This window comes from Pseudomonas sp. 25 R 14, assembly GCF_900004755.1.
In the GTDB taxonomy this organism is placed as follows: Bacteria; Pseudomonadota; Gammaproteobacteria; order Pseudomonadales; family Pseudomonadaceae; genus Aquipseudomonas; species Aquipseudomonas brenneri.
The window spans coordinates 16,685-35,623 of sequence record NZ_CVTS01000039.1; the positions used below are offsets into that span (position 1 = coordinate 16,685).

At 51.8% G+C, this 18,939-nt stretch carries 20 protein-coding genes; 5 read left to right on the forward strand and 15 right to left on the reverse strand.

The genetic code is table 11. The features are described 5' to 3' along the window. The first annotated feature begins 111 nt into the window (after positions 1–111). A complete protein-coding gene (locus BFQ03_RS11865; RefSeq protein WP_065943186.1) occupies positions 112–1,026 on the forward strand; it encodes a PDDEXK family nuclease in 915 nt (304 codons plus the stop codon). A 902-nt stretch (positions 1,027–1,928) separates the two neighbouring features. Then, the gene (locus BFQ03_RS11870) at positions 1,929–3,308 is read left to right on the forward strand and encodes a DUF6035 family protein (RefSeq protein ID WP_065943187.1); all 1,380 of its coding nucleotides are present in this window, start codon (positions 1,929–1,931) and stop codon (positions 3,306–3,308) included. Positions 3,309–3,541: 233 nt separating this feature from the next. On the opposite strand, the gene BFQ03_RS11875 is transcribed toward BFQ03_RS11870, so the two are convergent. The 6 genes from BFQ03_RS11875 to BFQ03_RS11900 form a co-directional block, all read right to left on the reverse strand. After that, positions 3,542–4,039, reverse strand: coding sequence for a GIY-YIG nuclease family protein (locus BFQ03_RS11875; protein WP_065943188.1), 498 nt, complete (start codon positions 4,037–4,039; stop codon positions 3,542–3,544). Between the two features lie 69 nt (positions 4,040–4,108). Continuing rightward, positions 4,109–4,918 carry a TIGR02391 family protein gene (locus BFQ03_RS11880; RefSeq protein WP_065943189.1) on the reverse strand — a complete coding sequence of 270 codons (810 nt, stop codon included), beginning with the start codon at positions 4,916–4,918 and terminating at the stop codon, positions 4,109–4,111. A 95-nt stretch (positions 4,919–5,013) separates the two neighbouring features. After that, positions 5,014–5,799: an aldo/keto reductase gene (locus tag BFQ03_RS11885; protein WP_065943190.1), complete on the reverse strand. Its 786-nt coding sequence runs from the start codon at positions 5,797–5,799 to the stop codon at positions 5,014–5,016. Continuing rightward, on the reverse strand, positions 5,796–6,380 hold the full coding sequence (locus BFQ03_RS11890) for an AAA family ATPase (RefSeq protein ID WP_065943191.1): 585 nt from the start codon (positions 6,378–6,380) through the stop codon (positions 5,796–5,798). The genes BFQ03_RS11885 and BFQ03_RS11890 overlap by 4 nt, the downstream gene beginning before the upstream one ends. After that, positions 6,374–6,988: a 3'-5' exonuclease gene (locus BFQ03_RS11895; RefSeq protein WP_065943192.1), complete on the reverse strand. Its 615-nt coding sequence runs from the start codon at positions 6,986–6,988 to the stop codon at positions 6,374–6,376. Before BFQ03_RS11895 ends, BFQ03_RS11890 begins: the two co-directional genes overlap by 7 nt. Further along, the gene (locus tag BFQ03_RS11900; RefSeq protein ID WP_065943193.1) at positions 6,988–8,124 is read right to left on the reverse strand and encodes a radical SAM protein; all 1,137 of its coding nucleotides are present in this window, start codon (positions 8,122–8,124) and stop codon (positions 6,988–6,990) included. Before BFQ03_RS11900 ends, BFQ03_RS11895 begins: the two co-directional genes overlap by 1 nt. A gap of 347 nt (positions 8,125–8,471) precedes the next feature. Between BFQ03_RS11900 and BFQ03_RS30995 the strand changes: the two genes are divergently transcribed. Beyond that, complete coding sequence (locus BFQ03_RS30995) at positions 8,472–8,603, forward strand: hypothetical protein (protein WP_256585992.1); 132 nt, start codon at positions 8,472–8,474, stop codon at positions 8,601–8,603. A 60-nt stretch (positions 8,604–8,663) separates the two neighbouring features. On the opposite strand, the gene BFQ03_RS29780 is transcribed toward BFQ03_RS30995, so the two are convergent. The 9 genes from BFQ03_RS29780 to BFQ03_RS11950 all read right to left on the reverse strand — a co-directional run bounded on the left by BFQ03_RS29780 (position 8,664) and on the right by BFQ03_RS11950 (position 16,184). Next, entirely contained in the window at positions 8,664–9,902 is a 1,239-nt protein-coding gene (locus tag BFQ03_RS29780; protein ID WP_139115682.1) for a hypothetical protein, read from the reverse strand. A 68-nt stretch (positions 9,903–9,970) separates the two neighbouring features. Then, positions 9,971–10,402: a hypothetical protein gene (locus BFQ03_RS11915; RefSeq protein WP_065943196.1), complete on the reverse strand. Its 432-nt coding sequence runs from the start codon at positions 10,400–10,402 to the stop codon at positions 9,971–9,973. Positions 10,403–10,498: 96 nt separating this feature from the next. Continuing rightward, complete coding sequence (locus BFQ03_RS11920) at positions 10,499–11,290, reverse strand: pentapeptide repeat-containing protein (RefSeq protein ID WP_065943197.1); 792 nt, start codon at positions 11,288–11,290, stop codon at positions 10,499–10,501. A 456-nt stretch (positions 11,291–11,746) separates the two neighbouring features. Continuing rightward, positions 11,747–12,031 carry a hypothetical protein gene (locus BFQ03_RS11925; RefSeq protein ID WP_065943198.1) on the reverse strand — a complete coding sequence of 95 codons (285 nt, stop codon included), beginning with the start codon at positions 12,029–12,031 and terminating at the stop codon, positions 11,747–11,749. Between the two features lie 75 nt (positions 12,032–12,106). Continuing rightward, the gene (locus BFQ03_RS11930; protein WP_175403898.1) at positions 12,107–13,135 is read right to left on the reverse strand and encodes a hypothetical protein; all 1,029 of its coding nucleotides are present in this window, start codon (positions 13,133–13,135) and stop codon (positions 12,107–12,109) included. Positions 13,136–13,245: 110 nt separating this feature from the next. Then, complete coding sequence (locus BFQ03_RS11935) at positions 13,246–13,794, reverse strand: 3'-5' exonuclease (RefSeq protein WP_065943199.1); 549 nt, start codon at positions 13,792–13,794, stop codon at positions 13,246–13,248. A gap of 64 nt (positions 13,795–13,858) precedes the next feature. After that, a complete protein-coding gene (locus BFQ03_RS11940; protein WP_065943200.1) occupies positions 13,859–14,755 on the reverse strand; it encodes an AAA family ATPase in 897 nt (298 codons plus the stop codon). Further along, positions 14,755–15,243: an HORMA-1 domain-containing protein gene (locus BFQ03_RS11945; RefSeq protein WP_065943201.1), complete on the reverse strand. Its 489-nt coding sequence runs from the start codon at positions 15,241–15,243 to the stop codon at positions 14,755–14,757. Before BFQ03_RS11945 ends, BFQ03_RS11940 begins: the two co-directional genes overlap by 1 nt. Continuing rightward, positions 15,240–16,184: a CBASS oligonucleotide cyclase gene (locus BFQ03_RS11950; RefSeq protein WP_065943202.1), complete on the reverse strand. Its 945-nt coding sequence runs from the start codon at positions 16,182–16,184 to the stop codon at positions 15,240–15,242. Before BFQ03_RS11950 ends, BFQ03_RS11945 begins: the two co-directional genes overlap by 4 nt. A 344-nt stretch (positions 16,185–16,528) precedes the next feature. Here BFQ03_RS11950 and BFQ03_RS11955 point away from each other — a divergent pair, with 344 nt between their 5' ends. Beyond that, positions 16,529–17,347, forward strand: a complete 819-nt coding sequence (locus tag BFQ03_RS11955; RefSeq protein WP_239695240.1) for a helix-turn-helix transcriptional regulator — start codon at positions 16,529–16,531, stop codon at positions 17,345–17,347. Positions 17,348–17,397: 50 nt separating this feature from the next. Then, the gene (locus BFQ03_RS11960; RefSeq protein WP_065943204.1) at positions 17,398–18,924 is read left to right on the forward strand and encodes a phosphorylase family protein; all 1,527 of its coding nucleotides are present in this window, start codon (positions 17,398–17,400) and stop codon (positions 18,922–18,924) included. The last annotated feature ends 15 nt before the right edge of the window (positions 18,925–18,939 follow it).

An 18,939-nucleotide genomic window follows, 5' to 3' on the forward strand; every position in this document is an offset into this window, starting at 1 on the left:
CCATAGATGGTACAGCCGGCTTTCCACTCTTCGTAACAGAAGGCAAGCTGCAAACTAATTCTGAATCGCCATCATTGCGCCCGCTGATCGCGGAGCTAAGGAATAGCACAAATGCTTTACGAGTTGACCATACCGGCTCTCGCTAGCAGTCGTCGCGTACCGATAGAACGCCCCGATGCATTAGGCATCAGCGAGAAGTACATCGAGGAGTTTCTGGCGTCACACCTCGTGGAATTGATCCCAGAAGAGCAGCTTATGCTGCTAGCCCAGGAACGACAGTTCCAAGAAGAGGCTGATATTCTGGCCCCCGACCGCAAGGGCACCCTTTTTATATTCGAGCTGAAGCGGTGGCAATCCAGTGCCGAGAACTTGCTTCAAGTCATGCGCTACGGGCAAAAATTCGGTCGCTATACCTATGTACAACTGGAAGCGATGGTCCAGAGCCAACAGCGCCTAGAGGGTGCCCTGAGTACGCGTCATCAAGAGTATTTTGGGCTTGAGGCTCCTCTCAAGGAGCAAGAGTTCAATCAAGACCAGCGATTCGTCGTCGTCACAAATGGTGTCGACCGTGACACTCTGGAGGCGATTCAGTATTGGTCGAAAAAGGGTGTCCACATCGACAGCCTGACGTACAAGCTGTATCAGGTGGCGGGCAACCCATTCATCCAGTTCGACACCTACAACCCCGAGCTAGACCTGTTGATGGAGGTCAACCCGGGCATCTTCATCGTCAACACCAACCGCACCTACATGGACGACGCCTGGCGCGACATGCTTGGCGATGGAAAGAAAGGTAAGGCGGCTGCCTACTACGACCGCAAAAATGCGGTTCGACGCATTAGCAAAGGGTCCACTGTATTCCTTTACCACACCGGCGTTGGGGTGATCGCCAAAGGTAAGGCAACCGGGGGGGTGCAGATCACCGATTACAGCGGGGATGCGGACGAGGAATTCTTCGTCCCACTTCAATTTGAGTGGGCTCTACCTTCCCGATACCTGGTCCTCCCGAGCGCCCAAAGCATATGAGATCAATGCCTCAACCGGAGCCAGCAATCGCTTCCGTCAAACGGTTTTCAACGCATCAGAAGAGATGCGAGATGCGATTCAAGCGGTGTGGGTGGCGCGCAAAGGTTGAACCAAAGCTCGACAGATCGTTCCCGTATGGACGAAACATCTTGGGAAGCACTGGCCCAGACAATGTCGTCGAGTAGTACTCCCCCAGTAGAAAGTGGCCTGCTACAGGTCTTTGATTATTCAACGTGAGGAAACAGCGACACATGGACGTCACCATGATTCAGCACCCCGTCGGACAAGGCGGGATGTTCAGCGGCGACCCTGAGAGTCTCTAGGTATCGTTGGGCAGGCTGTTTAGCTGATCATTTCTGCCGCTCCATAGGCAATGGAGATCCATCCACTTCCAGTGGATTGCTACATTGGGGGCATATCTGAGGGCATGCTTTGGATGGTTTGAAAAGGATGCCCCCAGCCTGAGGTCCAACAGCCCCTTCTCGAAAAAGTCATACGCTTCTGCTCCCAAACCGCCGTCGAGCGCGATCCGATCACCTCAGCTTGTCGGTTACTATCTTCTGGCACCTCTGAAATACTGCCGGCCCGGTGCAGGGACGCGATACTGTCCTCCCCCCGAACATAGCGGCATGACCCAAGGGTGACGGAGACCAATACGATCAATGAGGAACGGGTGTAAGTGTATGGCGAATTACCCTCTAGCTCTTATGGCCGGGATCGGGTAGGTGAGTTGCCGGACGGCTAGCCATTTTCTTCCCGTAAGTCCCACCTAAGTCAATGCACGGCCGGTTGAGGTTTGACTCAATGGGCGTGATGGCACCATAGCAGCCCCGCGACCTTTCAATAGGAATGATGCGTTCCACCCATCAGACCAGGATGCAAGACCAATCAGGGAGTGATCAATGTTCACTTATGACGTAGCCCAGCCTACGGATCAAATGCTGCTAAACGAAATCCTAAATCTCGATAACGGGGAGCCTCTGGACGTAGACACGTTCCTGAGGCGCGATTTGGTGGTCGTAATACAGGATAGGAACGAACTCGCCGGCCGCTACACTCGCAACCCGAATCAGCCATGGCTGATATGCAGGATTTGCGGCGGTGCGGTGATGCTCGTGCTTACGCATCAGCGGCGGTTTCACTTCCGTCACCATCCGGATGAAGAAGGCACCAGGGGCTGCCCGATATCGACTAAAGGGGCATTCAGCGTCGATCAGATCAATCGGATGAAATACAACGCTGCGAAAGAAAGCGCGGCTCACCTGCGACTCAAAGGCATTATTAGGGACAGCTTGTATGCCGATTCGACCTGCTCGGAACCAGAGGTTGAAAAGGTATGGCGTGGAATGCCCATCGCTGACCGGGCAACATGGCGCAAGCCTGATGTTCAAGTTTACCGGAAGCAGCAGCGGTTTGCGTTTGAAGTCCAGCTGTCCACTACCTTTCTTACGGAGATCGTAGGCAGAAGAGAGTTCTACCGCGTCAACGGTGGTGCCATCGTGTGGGTTTTCGAGGGCTTCAATCCCCAAGAAAACCGTACCGCTGAACAGGATATTTTCTACCTCAATAACCTGAACGTCTTCGTTGTGAATGAGCGAACGTTGGAGCGCTCCCGAGAAGCAAAACGTATGGCGCTGACCTGCTGGTACGCGGTTCCACATCTCAAAGGTCGGATGATCTTCAACGAATGGCATCAAGAAGAGGTGTTTCTTGATCAGCTAACTGTCGATACGGAACAACAACTGGTCTATTTCTACGACTACGTGACCCACCGAAAAGAGCTGGAGGAAACGATCGCTCCTGCCCGACTTCGCCAAGAATTCCACGACTTTTGGCTAGAACACGGTACCAGCGAGGAGCCCGAGGCTGACTTGGCCTGGAGCGAGCTGCGAGAACGTATGACTCTCGCAATGCCTCAGATTTCGCTGCCTCGCTCATTTCATGAGGGCCGATTTCATGGCGCAGTATCCATTGTTCTCAGCGCAAGATATGGTCGCCCCATTGGCTACCGCCTGCCCCGCCTCATCAATGTGACGAACACCGCATTCGACTACTACAAAGCCTACTTGTTGCCTTTCGGCTGGACACTGGAAGCTTTCCACCAAGCAGAGTCGTTGGCCTCCCAGGACACGAAAAAGACGTGGGAAAAACGCCGCAAAATCATTCGAGAAGCTCTGCGAAGCAAAGATCCGGCGTACCGCCAAGACCTCAAATACAATCGGTTGTTTGCGTTCTTGGTGCCTGAGATCAAGGAGGAACTTGCGGCTGAGAGACATTGGTGAGAAAAGGCTTGGCTCACCCTAGGCCTTTCATGCCTAGTAGCTCATTGTCGCGTTAACTCTCCACATGAGAATCGCCTTCGACAAGCGCATGCTGGCTTAGACGTTGATCACCGCCACCCCGCCACGAATACCCAATCTCGCGTTTCGTCACAGGACCACCAATCCGCGGCAGCACCTTCACTTAGCGAACCTTTGTTTCACGGCCATGATCGAGAAAGTTCGAGGCGCGAAGATCAATCACGATCGTCCCGCGAGATATCCGAAAAGTCTGTGAGCACATCACAATTGATGCAGTGGTACATGCAGGAAGCGTCTTGGTAATGCATACCGCAAAAGCATCCACAAAATGGGCAGCACTCTTGGATCTCCAAATCACCCCATGCCCAGACGCCCATATATTCCGGTAATGCGTCTCGCCCATACCCCGTAATTTCGAATGCATCAGCATTTTTCGCTATGAATCCATCCTCGCCTTCATCCATCAGGATGGGCAAGACGTCAGCAGGTTCGATCCGGAACCATTCTCCTATCTGCCTCTGTGGAGCGAAATGGATGTGAAGCTTCCTTTCAAGAGCTGCATCATTTTCTGAATGAATCCAGCCCATTACTTCCAAGGGAAAGGGGCTACCGGTCTGTAGCTGACCCCGCCGGCGCGTTATGTCGCTAGCGCGCCCAATTTTGATGTGAATGCAATTGTTGGCCTGTAACTGACCAATGAGATAGACCGGCATCGCATTTTTCTCGATAGAGGTGAGTCGGCACAAGGCGGCTGAAGAAATCCGCTGGCCCGCCCTATGAACCTAAGGATTTATCTTGCGGGTGACATCAAGTTTACGATGCATCAGCGATACCATCGTCAGAATGTCGAGCGCGTCTTGCTCGGACATAGGCCAATCTATTTTCGTCGCATGCGCCAAAGGATTGCGGACGGCGCCGAACAGTCCGATTAGCAGATTCGCGAATCCCTTCTGCTCACTTTTCTCAGACTCGGTGGCCAAGGGGCCCACGGCAAGCATAGGGCTTTGCCCAAGGAAAGCCTTTGTCACCAAATCGGCACCATCACCATTCAAGCCCGACAGATTTCGGATTCGTGCCGCAATCCCCTTTGTAGCCTCAAATACAGCGTGGAAGTAATTTTCGCTCAACAATTCTGCACGGCAATATTTCACAACTTCCTCATGCACTGCTCGGGCTTCTAGCGCAGCTTTGAGCCGGCCTACACGGGCGCGGGCCACATCCAGAGTGGTTGCCTTGTCCGCACGCCCGACCTTTCCATCATCGCGTACATAGAATCCCGAGAATGCTAGGACAACGTTGAGCTCATCCCTGCGCCAAATAAAGGCCTCACTATCCCGGGCGTAGCTCACAGGATTCATAGCGCTGTTGATGAAAAGGATGAGATGGTTCCCGACCTGATGCTGGTTTTGCATTTGTGCCAACGCGTTGAACAAGCGTTTCCACTTGGTGTTGTTGGCGTCGGCGTCTGGAACGCGAATGTCTTGGAGGAGATATCCAATTTGAGTGCCGCTCAAGCCACGTTCCGTATCAGCGAGAACACGACATGCAGCTTCTAGGTGTTGCGAACTAAAAGGTGGAATGCGGGTACTCAAAGCCAATCTCCATCGGTAAACATTAGAGTGCCGCTCGAGCAGCTGGGAAAAATAGCCCATAGGCCAATGTGTGGGATGAGAGAGCGCACGAGGTGCTAGCCCTCAATATCCGATCTGAGGTTTTCCTCCAGATGTTCAACTCTGGATGTGCCCGGAATTGGGAACATGACCGGCGAGTAGTTCAGAAGCCATTTCAAGGCATGGGTTGCCGAGGCAAGCTGGTCTCGAACCTCACCGGTTGAAAAATACCTTCCGGCACTCAAAGGCGCGTAGGGAATGAACGCTGTTTCGTTCTGCTCACACCAGCGAATCACATCCTCGGACTGGTTATCCAGGATGCTAAACTGATTCTGAACCGCGGCGATGGGCGCAATCGCAATCGCCTGCGTGAGTTGAAGAATATCGACTTTCGACAAGCCCAGGCATTTGATCTTCCCTTCTTGACGCATCTTCTCAAGCTCCCCGACCTGGTCAGCCAAAGGGACATTTGGATCGACACGGTGCAAGTAATACAGATCTATCGCTTCGACGTTGAGCTGCCTGAGGCTCATCTCAACGCACTGGCGCAAATACGCTGGAACGCCACATGGCGTCCACTTGCCGGGGCCTTGGCGGGTGAAGCCACCTTTAGTCGCAATGATCAGGTCGTCGGCATAGGGAAACAACGCTTTACGAATTAGCCCCTCGGCCACATTTGGCCCATAGGCGTCAGCGGTATCGATGTGTTGCACGCCCAACTCCACCGCTTTACGCAGGAGCTGAACAGCATCAGCTTCTGAAGCTGGTGGGCCCCAGATGCCCGGCCCCGTGAGCCTCATGGTGCCAAACCCGAGGCGCCTAACCTGCTTTCCTGCCAAGAGTCCCGTACGGGCGGCGGTCATAAGTGCTCCAATTTCCGAAGGATTTGAGTGTGTAAGCTATCGAGAAGAGCATCCCGTACGTCAGGAACAAGCATCTGATGCTGGATCCCGCAGTCGCTCAAAATCTGGTGCAAATGGCTGTCGACGGACGCCCTGAAAGACAAGTTGGTATCACGTCCTGGGCCGAGAGCAATGGAGCTATCAAGCCTGGTCGCAACGATCGTCGTGTAGCCAGGAAGCTGGCTGGTGATTAATGACTTGACCGCATCTACCTGGTGCATCGGTGCAGGTTTACCCCGATGCTCGACTGCGGCATTCCAATACGCCACGGCATCGATGATCGGTCGATCAACCAATATCACCTCGGCAGAGTCAGCCGCTGTTCGTTGCGCCTCGAGCGTACGGTCGATAAACCACATCGTGGAGTCGTAGGTATGCTGAGTGAGCAGCGGGATACCTTGCTGTACCGCCAGCTTCCCGAAAGATGGAATGGTTGCAACGCAGATGCCTTTGCACTCAAGTGAAACTTTGAGCGCTTCACAGAAGGTGGATTTTCCCGTGGAGTGCGTTCCAGTGACACCTAAAAAAACAGGCTTCACCATAGGCTTCCTTGCTCCGGGGGAGGCGATTGCTCGTCAGGTTGCGTTTTGAGCTGCGCAATTTTGCAGATTTCCTGCCAAGTGCTGGCAGATGACTTTTCGATGAGATGATCAAGCAATAAGGCCGTCGCATAAGCATCATCAGCTGCTCGGTGGAGCTGGTCGGCGACCTTATCGCGCAGCCCTGCGTCAATGAGCAATGACTCAAGCCGATGGCTTTTGGCGTTAGGGTAAACGTGACGAGCAAGTTTCAACGTGTCGATGACCCCCACCGGCGACCATTCGGGCAAGTGACGCTTCATCACGCCATAGTCGACCGACGCATTGTGCGCGACGAACCATCGGTTCTGCAGGTGCTGCTCGACGTCGTCCATGATCTCAGCCCAGGATGGGCAACTTTCCAGCTCCGCATTTTTAATACCGTGGATTCGCTGGGCCTGCCAAGTGATCCGGTTGACGGGTTTGATTAACCAAGACAAAAGTTCGCGGTTTTCCATAGGTGGAAATGAGGCGATTCCCACTTCGACCAAGTCGGGTGGCGTATGTCCATTGCCCTCAACGTCTACGATGATGATTGGTTCAGAGGGCCAGGCGAAGTCTGTTTTCAGCATCAGAGATTCCTTGTTGCCTCGGCGCGGCCATGGCGCGCGTAGTGGTGGGGCTTGTCAGCGTCGTGCACCTGATAGCCTAGGGAGTGCTGTAAATAGTAACGACGCTGTTCGTCCAGACCACGAACGACAATCGCACGGTCATTCACCTGCGGGTCTTCCACAGCACCCAGTTCGTGGCACATTCGATTGAGAATCTGCTGATCTGGCTTCTTCCATGCCGCCTTGCATATGGAAAATTGCGAGCTGGGGCAGGTATCGCACAGTTCGGTGATGCCGAAGTGTCCGTTGTAATCTGGTTGCGCATGCGCAAAGGCAACTCCGCAAGAGGTTTTGTGGAAGATCGGTGTCACCTGATTCTGCTCCCCGTACAACCTCAATAGCCTCTGCTCATCTTCCAGTGGCAGGAGCTTTCTCCTGGCCGTCATTTTGTATGGCTCGGGGATTCCTTGGCTCTGGTAAAACTCGGCTATCTCCTTTCGATAGAACAGCCCGCTAAATACGGTCGCGTGGGCATAGTTGGCGAGCTCCGCGGCCTTTGCAATGAGTTCTGACGAGTCGTTTAACCCAGGAACGATCGGGCGCCAATACAACACCACTTTGTAGTATTTGGCATGGCGGAACAGCATCTTCAGGCTGTTGGTGGCGATCGAAGACTTGATGGGTTCGATCTTCGGATCAGCAATTCCTGAGTAGGTAACCAGCACTGTTAGCTTGATATTTCTGAGCGTATTGAAGCGCTCGCAATCGTCCTGAGATACACGCCATCGAGTGATCACAAGCACATTATTGGTTAGCCCAGCCTCATCAAGCATACGCAGCAAATTGTGGGTATGACTTTTGACCTCGGGGAGCATCGGGTCGGTGGCCCGGTTGAACAACTGAATAGGTGTGATATGAGGCTGGAAATACGTGTGATTGATAAATCGCTGGAAGGCTTCTTCATCGCTCATCAGCGCCTGCGGCGTGCGCTGATCGAAATTTCCATAAAGGTGACGAACGCAGTAGCTGCAGTCGAGTGGACAGCCAATGATGTGATTCAAACTGAGCCCGCTTTTGCGGTACCCGACTGGATCTACAAGACTCGGGTTCGCGTTTTGTAACTGCGTCGAGTTGATGATTCTGACCTGGGATCTCACTGCGATTCTCCTTGCTTGCCATCGGACCATCAGATGGAGTGAGCGCCCATTTAGGGTGCCTACCCTCCCATCCTTGGTAGGTAACAATAATGGCCAGATGATAGCTTGATTTCTGAGCTCGCGGGCAAGCCTAGCTTGTATGGCTGAGCCAATAGTTTCGCTGCCCGCAGCATTCCACGTTCAAGTTCCATCAGGATGTGATCCAAAACAATTGCGAAGCCGGCCAAAACACACTATGTTGCGTTCAGGAAAATCAAAAAACACCACATATTGTGGTTATTGCTTGATGCGCCCGCTGTCTACCGATGTATTTTCGTAAGATCCTTAACGCATGAAGGAGATTTCGTATGACAGATCGTCGCCCTATCAACAAAGACGTCAACGTTCCTAAACCAGGCGGTGGTGAGCAGCCGCGTTCTCGCAATCAAGATGGACAGATTCGAGATAAACGGAGTGATGCGGGCAAACCCCGCAAGTGACGTGTAACAAATTCAGCAGAGGGCGCACACCCCTCTGCTGATTTTTGACGTCCTACAAAATCACGCGATTTTCGCGTCTTTTGCACTACTGATACCTTCGAGCACCGGTCGCATCACCTCGGCTGTGTAACGCGGGAGAGGTATCTTGAAGCTACCATCGGGGTCGTCCAGGATTAGGCTGTAAATGACCTCAGAAATCTGGCAGATTTTAGATCCCTTCAATCGCTCATATTCATACTGCTTTTCCTCCTCAGCTATCCGCACGATGGCAGACGGAATCCAGTTACCAGCGTGGGTGGCCCCCTTAAAAACTCCTTTCTCAAACGATTTATCCGCTTGTTTAACAGCCTTCCAGATAATGCTAAATATGTTGCTGACAGAGCTAGAGGCAAGCAATGGCCTCAAAATCTCGCGTGTTGCGCGTTCGGCCTTGAATACTACCGATGCGTTCTCCACTCGGTAGCTCAGATACTCCATGAGCTCTTCTTCAGCAACCTCATAGATTAGCGCCTTCAAAACGGGTTCAAGTTCAGCCTTGTTTTTTTCTAGATCGTAAGCGATTAGCATCTGAAGGGACTGAACATCTAGTGCCAGGCCACCAGCATCATCACTGACATTAGGACTCCACGACAAAAAATCATATCGTTCATATTGACGGTAGAAATCTAGAGCATCAATTGATGTTTCTGACGATACCAGAATGATATGCCTGCTGAATAACTCGCTGATGCACTTATTTTGATACTCTGACGTAGGTGCCAACCGGCGATGCCATCGCTGAAGCTGCACAAACGATAAACATGCCACATCAGTTGGGCCTGCCATCGTAAGAGCAGCGAGCAAGATTATCTTTTCACGAAGCGTCAGTCCCTCATAAGGAACTCTGCAGTGTATGCCGTTACCATTGAGCTGACCCAGGTATTCATTTACACAGGCGCTACAACCACAAGTATCATCCCGACAAGTCGGAAAAATGTGATCACACCCAGTGCACACTGGTTTATTCGCAGTATTATTCCGGGCAGAACGCTTCTGAGTTGCATGGGAAGCGCAATGAGGACACGTAAGATCTTTACGCTCCAAATGAGGCAGGAGTGGTAAGAGTGAGTTTACATTAGTCTTGATGGAGAACTCAGTAAATAGATCCCTGACCTTTTCGCCTTCTAAATATCGCTGATAAATACTTTCAACTTGCTCGACAGAGAGATGACCTAGTGGATCAGCAATCACTTCCGTCGTCTGGACTAACGCGACTTCGCCAGCATCAGAGGTGAGCTCATCAAAATCTTCAGGTGGCATATGTGTCAAAAATCCTGTTTCCGGGGGCTATTGGGTGCGCACCTACGCAGCGCTTCAATTGCTTATTATTACCGTCCAGCGATGTCAGATTTCGACCTGCTGAGATCAATGACAGCGCTTGACGTAACCACACCTATGACGACATCCTTCATTTGACCGAAGGCCTCCCACTCACTCAAGCCAATCCCTGCACCAAGTAGAAGTGTGGTGATGAGGAGGAACCGCCAGCTTGGAGCGAGCAGCAACAAGAGCTTAATTAACGACGTCTGCGCGAGAAGCTCATCAACGTACTTCCGGTACTCTCGTCCGAGAAAAAGAGCGATAGCCATCATGGCGCAACCAATAGTGAGCGCCATTTCCTGAGTGATCGGGATGAAAAACAGCGCACCACCTCCAATGCTAAGCCATTTTCCAACTTTGGCTAAATTTCCGATGTATTTTTTGGCAACCTCTTGCCCTCTCCAAGGCAAAGAAGGATTGAAACCGCCGATCATCAACATGGTGTTATCCTCAGTGTTCGTTGTTTATTTGGATAGTAAACTCAACGGCTTCCATTGGGCACTTTGAACAATGGCAGCCGGTGAATAATAGTAGGTTTATGCCCATATCTTATCCATATGCCATACGGATGATTCCACTTCGCCCGCCTTGTAAGGCCCCTTGGCTCCAGTCAGGCGGCTTTCGTATAAATTTGCGTTACGAAGGTCGGCTCCTTCTAAATTCGCCCCGAAGAAATCCGCCCCACGCAGATACGATCCACGCAGGTCTGCACCCGCAAGATTGGCGTGTGCAAAATTGCCTTCGTAGATATTCGTACCAGGGCGGATTGTTGGGTCTTCGTATAGGCGCACGAACTTGCAGTTTCTAAGATCTGCTCGTTCAAATGAGGTGCATTGGCTTAGCCACTCTTCCCAAATAACAGAATTTTTAGCGCTCACACCGTAGAAGTTGAGCGTCAGCGTCCCTACCTTAGCAATCAAATACTCAAGCAGCGAACTACTGAAATCGAATTGATCAAAAGTTACATCATGCTGCGCCGCAGTTTCAGCCAGGGAGCGATTACCATCTGCGGCATCTCCTAAGGCTTGAAGCTGACGCGAGTAGACATCAGGCTGATAAACGAACCGGACAGGTATAACCCAAAAGCGCCTTTGGACGTTGAAATCACAATAAGCTTCGAACAACTTGCTTTCACGAGAAACTTGGTTGTATTCCAGACCCAACTCGCGAGCGGTGATCTGCAACCAATGACTGTGCTTCAATGGGCGGCCAGCAAAATGCTGGAGCATCCCACGACCTTCAGGCGTCAAAGGTGCTTCTGGATCGCTAAGGCGGCGTTTAGCCAGGTAAGCGATATGTTGGAGCAGAGGCGATACGGTGGGTTTCATGGCCTATTCCTTTTGGGCGGCAGTGTCCTAGTCCCTGCTACCAAAAAGAATGGCAAAAGAGGATGACGCATGAATCAACGGTGCTATTGCTCTACAGGATCTAGGACTGAAGGTGGCCGCTCCACGAGGAGCAATCTTGAATCTAGACATCAATAATTGTCAAGTCGCGATCGTTTCGCTCTAAAAGGGACTTCTGTATACATGAGTCGGGGCAGTGGTATTGTGTGACATCTTGGGTCTTCGCCACGGGTAATTCATCCATGCTTTCGCTCGGCATCGCCAGCACGCTGGCTCTCCGGATCTGATTAGTGACTTTCAACTTCGTGATACGCCGTGCTTTAAGCCTCAGCAGGAGGATGCTTGCATCGTGAGTCCAAGTGATGCAAGCGCATCGCTCTTTAAAGTAAGCCTGAAGATGCCTTCATACCATGCTACATTCGCTCGCATTGACTGAAATTACAGCCGTGCCTCAATCCATGCCCAAGTTTCTTTAGCTAACCAACCGTAAAACTCTCCCCTATTCATTTTGATTATAACTAAATGGTCATTGCCGTCAATTTTAGTCGAAAGGTCATCGGATATTTGTTGTGCGGTAGCGCCTGAGTTTATCCACCTTACAGATTCCAACCCAGGATCCTTGGTGTTGTCATAGCGTTCTAGGTTTTGTATAAATAATCGCCTGACCTCATTATAGCGATCACCTTCCTTGTTGAGGTTCCACGTCACCATAAATACAGACATTATCGCCCCCCCTTTTTACCATCATAAAAGCAAGATCAAAAATCAAAGCCATGATCGCTAAATAGACCACCACAACTACGTTTCCATCACAGCCGGTTTAATATCGCTAGACTGCATGAGCGGGCTTTGAGCTTCGCCAGTTTTAACCTGACCGCCATCCAACGTAAGAGAGAAACGGTGACGGTGCTCACTCTGCACTTGACTGGAGTAAAGCGTCCAATACTCCGTCGGGGTTGCTGCTTCCATGTGAAAGTTAATAGAGGCGATCTTATAATTCTCCTTCAGCCTGCTCATGCCCTCTCGTAGCCTGCCATATTCCTGCTCTCTACTCTTCTCTTGGCTCTTCGCTCCAAAATAATGGATGAGGCCGTGTTCAAGCAAAAGGCCTTCCTCCTTCTTCTGCACTTCATCAATTATCGAGTTACCTAACATAAAATGAAGTGCATATGGACTCTCCTTGGTAACCGAAAGAGCCTTAAACAAATTATAATAAACAAATATGTCTTTCTCGGCGGTTGAGATGCCATACAGTGAGTCACTATAGCCACGGTGATCTCGTTTCAATGGGCGACGCGCTGGATCATCGGTGGAGCCGACGTATAAAACCTCTGTATCGATCCCAAGATTGATGCTATGCATCATCAAAAAATCATGTACAGACACCCCTGTTGCATAGGGCTGTCCAGGGCCCCAGAGCCCGATGAAACGACCTTCATCAAAAATGACTGGAAGCTCAACACCTATCAACTCTGGCAAAGCTGGAAGGCGGACTTTTTTAGGCTTTCTTTTCGAACCTACTTCTAGGTGAATGATGACCTCTTTTCTAGTCCAGCTATACTCAGGAGACTTCTTGGTACTAAACCGAACTTTATCTCTAGAGGTGATAAAATAGACGAAGCGCTTATCATTGCACTCCTCAACTTCTTTTCGATACGCACGCAACTGGTCTGAGATACGTTTTTGGTAGTCGACACCTGCGGGCGGGTTAACTAACAGGTCAAACCAAAAAACTGTGTAGTTAGTCAGTTCAACATACCAATCCTTTTCAGCATTTTTGTAAACAGGGTTATCCTTAATAAAACCTAGGTAGCCACGAGAACCCATTCCCCCTCCTTATATTCATTGAAAAAGACATACTCCACCCTCCCCGCTTTAGAGCAGAGTGAAGCATTTAAGATTTATCAAACTCGGGTCGATGAGATTACGAAGGAGTTTTACTCCATAAGTTTCTTACGGATCAGAGAAAATAATTCCGCCTGATAAATGGCATCGTGCAAGGCATCATGATCACCGACAGTCGCAGGGTTAACTACCTTCGCTATTTCGCTAGATCGCGTCATTTTCCATGCGCAGTCTGAAGCGCCAAAATACATCGATTTGATGTCCAATGCGGCTATACCAAATGGGTTTTCACCGAGGAACTGGTGGAAGTAAAAATTTACAAACCCCCAGTCGAAGGATGCATTAAATCCCACGAACACTACGGTTTCGCCATCAGAAGCCAATGAGTCAATCCATGCTTTGAAACGAGACATAGCGTCTGCCGGTTCCAGGCCGTCTGCACGGAGCTTCTCTAGCGAGAGACCAGTAACCTCCATTGCTTCCGGGACGAAGTCATCAGAGATGGGCTTGATATAGCAGGAAAACTGGGCATCGACGTCTGACACGACGCATGCCCCTATAGAAAGCATGCTGTATTTGCCAGGAATTGGGCCTGAAGCCTCAATGTCGACCGACACGAATATCTCTTTACCTGCTTTCATAGGTGCTCCGCTTACATTGGAATGTTCTACGCGTTAGTAGCATCGCTACCGCGGGCAGCATGCGTTAGTTGTCTTCCATGACGGGAGACGGGCGCATCGATAAAAGTGACTCAGTCAGATCCTTGAAGCTCAGGGCGCGGTCTGGGAAAGCCTTGGCCATGGCTGATGGATACAATCGAGTACGAATATCGGAGTACGTCCAGGCGGGTTGACTCCCCCGTTCTCCGGTTGCCGCTGCCAACTCGCCAAGTTGTTTTTCCGAAAGCCCCATCCCCGCCAGATCCATGCTGAAAAGCGCTTTCCGCTCACCGATGTCTGGTCGGGTGAATTCCTCCACGATGGCAGCACGTCGGCGAAGAGCGGCGTCAAGCACCGACAGCCGATTGGTGCAAAGGATCACCACGACACGACCACCATATTTCCGTAAATCATCGACACCTTGAATCAGCGTGTTCACTGCAACCTTGTCTTCGTGGTGACTTTGACTTTGAGACCTTGAGGCTGCGATCGAATCTCCCTCGTCAATGATCAAAATGGCGCGGCGGTTTTTGCCGGCGGCCTCCACAACTTCTGCCCAGGCTTGGGTCAACAGGGTGCCCATTTCACCGACCTTGCCCGAACCGCGCACACGGTTGCTCAGTTTGAACAATACGGAATCTTCAGTGCGCGACTCACGGACGATACGATTCGCAATGCACTCTGCTGTCGCTGTCTTTCCTGTACCCACGTCCCCGTGGAAAATCACAAGTGGATATTGGTCGGCTATGAGATTGCAGATGGGCAATACACTTTTGTGGTGAGTGTTACTCCACTCCTGCAACTGTCCTTGGTTGAGCAGTAAGCGAAGCTGGTTGTGAATGCGCTCATAGCGGCTATCAAATCCTAGCAATACGCCCTCACGCTCAGTCAGTTGGCGTTGCGGCAAGTCGATTGCGGCATCGAATACGCTGTTCTTAGTCATCAGGTGTAATCCTTGCGTTGTATGCCATAGCCATTGCTGGAGTATTCACGCCCACCGCTCTGTGTCAGCCGCGAGTGACTGATATCGTCGTTGCTCGTCGTCCAGGAGATCTTCATTCTCCCGGCCAATTTTTCTTGTGCTTGTTGATCGTAAGTGTTGTGGTGAGACAGTACGATTCGCAGAAGGGCCCCAGCAACCTTCGGCCATCGGGCATCACCGGGACGATCATTAGCTAGCGTCCCAGACTCGTTGACGTAAAACCGAGTTGCCTTTTGCTCGACACCATGACTAAGGAGGGTTAGATCGACGTAATTCAGATAGCCATTCTTAGCCAACAGCTCAATGTCATTCGCCCATTCTCGAGCGCGTCCTTCGGTCACCGCCCCACTGCTGGAAGCGATCATCACCAGGTCGGAGGTTATACGACGCACCACAGCCTCGATATCTGTGGTGGTGTAGGTCGTCGTTTGAGTGGTGGTCTGGGTCATGCTGCATCCTCCACCTTGAAAGCTCGGCCGAACAATTCTTTCCAGACTTCGAAATCACCTTCGACAGACGCAAAATTTGCCGTTTCCCAAGACGCCTCTGCGATCCGAACAATTTCCTTGCGTTCGTCCTCAGTAATCCGGCTGGCCACGTTATTCGTGTCGCATACGGGATCAAGAATCACGACAGGGTCAGTGAAATCGGAGGCCGCTCGGTTTTCGGGGAATTTGATGACTTGCTGCAGGCCGGACTCGGCGATGTATAGGAGAAAATCTCGAAAACGCTTTTCCAGAGAACCCTCTTTTCCGTTCACCTCCAGCACGTGAGCCATGATGAGCTCAATGTGAAAGGACTTAAGTGGGCACTCAGCCTTCGTTCGCCACCGCTTGGCCAAGCGTACAAGAGTGCGGAAGTCAGGATCTTGATCCTTGCGATCCTTAACGAATTTCACTTGGCACGGCGCGCAGGTTTCGGTCTTCGAGCCATCGATACGGTCGAACTGCCAGCCGTAACCTTCCTTGTTCGGGTTTTCAATGACCGGAACGATATCCACGTCCAGCCCGGTACCAACGAACGTAACGGTCGCGGCCTTGCGCTGGATCTCAAAGTCCTCAACCGCTTTGTTCGGATACAGCTTGATCAGCGCCTCATAGATTTTTTGGCTCAGGCTTGAAAACGTTTCCTCATCTACCTTTTCGCCGCTGATGTAAAACACCACATCCACATCGACGGCGTCCTCGGAAGTCTTCCGAAGGATGGTGTGCTTAGCGAACGAGCCAGCCTTCACCACGCGCTTGATGGATATCTTGTCCTGCTTCTTAAGGCTGTCGCGCAACGCGGCGATGAGCCGATCGACCTGGGCGTTATAGGTTTCGCGCTTATCCTTCGGCAAGCGCAACACGTTACTGTCGTAGTACCTGACCTGCGTATTGGTAAGTGGCATCGGCCGCTCCCTCCTAGAAATGGTTGAGATAGTTGCAACAGCCTTCCTACCAACAGCTACACCACATGCCGACGGATGGATTGGCGGAACGACGCCTGCTTCATGCACGCACCATTCAAACGGCTCGCTGTCAGTCGCCAATTCTCTACAAACACCGAAACGGTGGATGGCAGGGAGAAATTGCACCTAACAGTTTGCTAGCGTATGATTACTATACGCATAGTTTTTAGATGCGGTCTAGTTTTTATACGCTATCGAGGTTCGACATGACAAACGATTCCAATCCCACGGACGAGCAACCCACTAAGGGTCGGCAAGGAGCGCGTTGGGGCCAGGAGCGTCGCTTGGAATTCATCGACTATCGGTTGCGGTGGGATGGACAAATCAACCGAAGCAATCTCACTGACTTCTTCGGCATATCGGTGCCACAAGCTTCGCTGGATATAACCGAGTATACAAAGCTGGCCTCCAACAACATGGAGTACGACACGCGAGCGCGTGTTTACCGAGCGACGGAAGCATTCCAGCCGGTTTTTCAGTCCAGTGCAGTTGAACGTTACCTCGAAGATTTGTTGCGCGTGGCTGTTCAACCAGATGTGCCTTACGGGAGCTTTTTGGGATGGCAATCCCCCGTCGCTGGCATTCCCAAACTGGGACGACGTCTTAACGCAGATGTTGTCGGTGAGATTCTGCGAGCCATTCGTGAGAATGGTTCAGTTGAGGTCACGTACCAGTCCATGACTGACCCCGAAGGCAGTGAACGTAAGCTGACCCCTCATGCGTTAGTGCATGACGGAAATCGCTGGCATGCACGAGCGTACTGCCATAAACGCAATGACTTCCGAGATTTCTCGCTGACACGTATTAAGCGTGCTCAGTACGCAGGCCCAGATCATGAGCGAGCATCGATGGATACAGCCTGGAACAAGATGGTCGACGTCGTTCTCACTGCTCATCCCAAGCTCAGTCCTGCTAAGCGTCGCCTGATCGAGAGTGACTATTCAATGGAAAACGGAGAAATGCATCTGGAGTGCCGCCAAGCATTGCTGCTCTACCTGCTTTTCCAGCTCAACCTCACGGAGGATCAAGCTGTACAACGTCCCGAAGTCATTCAACTGGCGCTCAAAAATAGGGATGAGATTTATGCCCTGCTACACCCATAACGATTAGAAGCCAGCCAACACTCACCACATCAGCTACTGGAATTGTCACGATGGCAAATCTTGAAAATGAATTCATTCTGATCGCAGGCAGCATCTCCAAGAAGACAGAGAAGGCCACGATCGACTTCGCGCATGACTTCACTCGTGCGGTTACTAAGAGCGTCCTGGCTGCGCAGGGGGGCTTGGTCGTCTACTTGGCAGGCTGCCCCACCAATGAAGGTGGTGATGCGCTGACCTTCGATTGGACGGTGGCCTACGAGGCAGAAATGCTGTTGGCTGGCTCCCCCCCTGCCGGCCAGTTGAAGATCGTGACCTCTAAGTTGGCCATGCAGGAAAAAATGACTCCAGAGCAGCGAATGCTCATCCGTCGGCTCTCGGCTGAAAATTTCGCGGAGATCATCTACCTCGAAGACGACGTGGTCACCGGCGGAAACATCGGTGATGAACAAGTGGAAGTTGCCACGGCGATGATTGCGCTGGGTGGCGGTAAAGGTGTTTCTGACCGAGCCCGCAAGATGCGCAGATGGAAGCTGCCCGTGCTGCCATTTGACTTGAACCTTGGTGGGTTCAGCGAGGACGGCAAAGGAGCGCTCGGCCTTCACGCAAACTTCTTCAAGGAGCCCCTGACGTTGTTTCCATTCACGGGCGAACAGGTAAAAGGCCGACTGGACAGCATGTCTCTGCAGGAGCCGCTCCACAGCCTGGACAAGCTGGCAGATCTTTCCGTAGGAATGTTCCAAGATGAGATCGTGGCCAGGGAAGCGGCACGCTCTCCAGACCTTCTGGTCATCACGGCCATCGCTATTGAGCTGGCAGCTGCAAAGAAAATGTTCGGTGTTGGCGAAGATGTTCCCGCGCGCTTCACCGCACATGGAGTCCACTATTGGCCCGTGACGATTCAACGACCTGACGGCCCACTTTCTTGCGTCATCGCTTCTCTCGGCAATCCTGGCAACGTCAATGCAACCGCCATCACAACGCTCCTGCTGTCGGAGCTGAAACCCAAAAAAGTTCTGATGATGGGGATCGCTGCAGGCCGGCGTAAAAAACTGAGCCTCGGTGAAGTCATCTTGTCCGAACGCGTCGTGTACTACGAAGGAGCGGCAGCGCTTGCAGGTGGCGAGCTTGCAGCGCGACCGGAAATGCCTCGACCTGGGCTCTCTACCCAGCAAGATCTCAATGCTTACTTCGCAACCGCGTCCTTGCCCGATCGCCTGCAAGACCATGCGAACAAGCTTGGCTTCGCGATGCCGGTAGCGTCCATAGCGGGTGAGGTTGCTGCCCAGCTAAAAGTATCCCCTGCAACCATTGCTTCCGGCGAACTGCTAATTCGAGACTCGAAACTTTTCGAGAGTTTCCAAGGCATTCACGACAAAGCTGTGGTAGCTGAAATGGAGGCCTACGGGGTGTTCGACGCCTGCGACAAGCAGAACGTGCCTGTGATAGTCGTTCGCGGCATCAGCGATTACGGTGACAAGACCAAGGACAACACTTTCCACAAGGTGGCTTCCGAAGCTGCTGCCATCGTGACCCTGGATTACGCCATCCATGGATGGAGCCGCAGACCGGCTCTCTGAGCAATCGTCTCTTGT

Excerpts from the sequence above, each read along its gene's own strand:
- BFQ03_RS11865 (WP_065943186.1), top strand. The coding sequence starts at position 112 with ATGCTTTACGAGTTGACCATACCGGCTCTCGCTAGCAGTCGTCGCGTA.
- BFQ03_RS11870 (WP_065943187.1), top strand. The coding sequence starts at position 1,929 with ATGTTCACTTATGACGTAGCCCAGCCTACGGATCAAATGCTGCTAAAC.
- BFQ03_RS11875 (WP_065943188.1), bottom strand. The coding sequence starts at position 4,039 with ATGCCGGTCTATCTCATTGGTCAGTTACAGGCCAACAATTGCATTCAC.
- BFQ03_RS11885 (WP_065943190.1), bottom strand. The coding sequence starts at position 5,799 with ATGACCGCCGCCCGTACGGGACTCTTGGCAGGAAAGCAGGTTAGGCGC.
- BFQ03_RS11890 (WP_065943191.1), bottom strand. The coding sequence starts at position 6,380 with ATGGTGAAGCCTGTTTTTTTAGGTGTCACTGGAACGCACTCCACGGGA.
- BFQ03_RS11895 (WP_065943192.1), bottom strand. The coding sequence starts at position 6,988 with ATGCTGAAAACAGACTTCGCCTGGCCCTCTGAACCAATCATCATCGTA.
- BFQ03_RS30995 (WP_256585992.1), top strand. The coding sequence starts at position 8,472 with ATGACAGATCGTCGCCCTATCAACAAAGACGTCAACGTTCCTAAACCA.
- BFQ03_RS29780 (WP_139115682.1), bottom strand. The coding sequence starts at position 9,902 with ATGCCACCTGAAGATTTTGATGAGCTCACCTCTGATGCTGGCGAAGTC.
- BFQ03_RS11915 (WP_065943196.1), bottom strand. The coding sequence starts at position 10,402 with ATGTTGATGATCGGCGGTTTCAATCCTTCTTTGCCTTGGAGAGGGCAA.
- BFQ03_RS11920 (WP_065943197.1), bottom strand. The coding sequence starts at position 11,290 with ATGAAACCCACCGTATCGCCTCTGCTCCAACATATCGCTTACCTGGCT.
- BFQ03_RS11925 (WP_065943198.1), bottom strand. The coding sequence starts at position 12,031 with ATGTCTGTATTTATGGTGACGTGGAACCTCAACAAGGAAGGTGATCGC.
- BFQ03_RS11930 (WP_175403898.1), bottom strand. The coding sequence starts at position 13,135 with ATGGGTTCTCGTGGCTACCTAGGTTTTATTAAGGATAACCCTGTTTAC.
- BFQ03_RS11935 (WP_065943199.1), bottom strand. The coding sequence starts at position 13,794 with ATGAAAGCAGGTAAAGAGATATTCGTGTCGGTCGACATTGAGGCTTCA.
- BFQ03_RS11940 (WP_065943200.1), bottom strand. The coding sequence starts at position 14,755 with ATGACTAAGAACAGCGTATTCGATGCCGCAATCGACTTGCCGCAACGC.
- BFQ03_RS11945 (WP_065943201.1), bottom strand. The coding sequence starts at position 15,243 with ATGACCCAGACCACCACTCAAACGACGACCTACACCACCACAGATATC.
- BFQ03_RS11950 (WP_065943202.1), bottom strand. The coding sequence starts at position 16,184 with ATGCCACTTACCAATACGCAGGTCAGGTACTACGACAGTAACGTGTTG.
- BFQ03_RS11960 (WP_065943204.1), top strand. The coding sequence starts at position 17,398 with ATGGCAAATCTTGAAAATGAATTCATTCTGATCGCAGGCAGCATCTCC.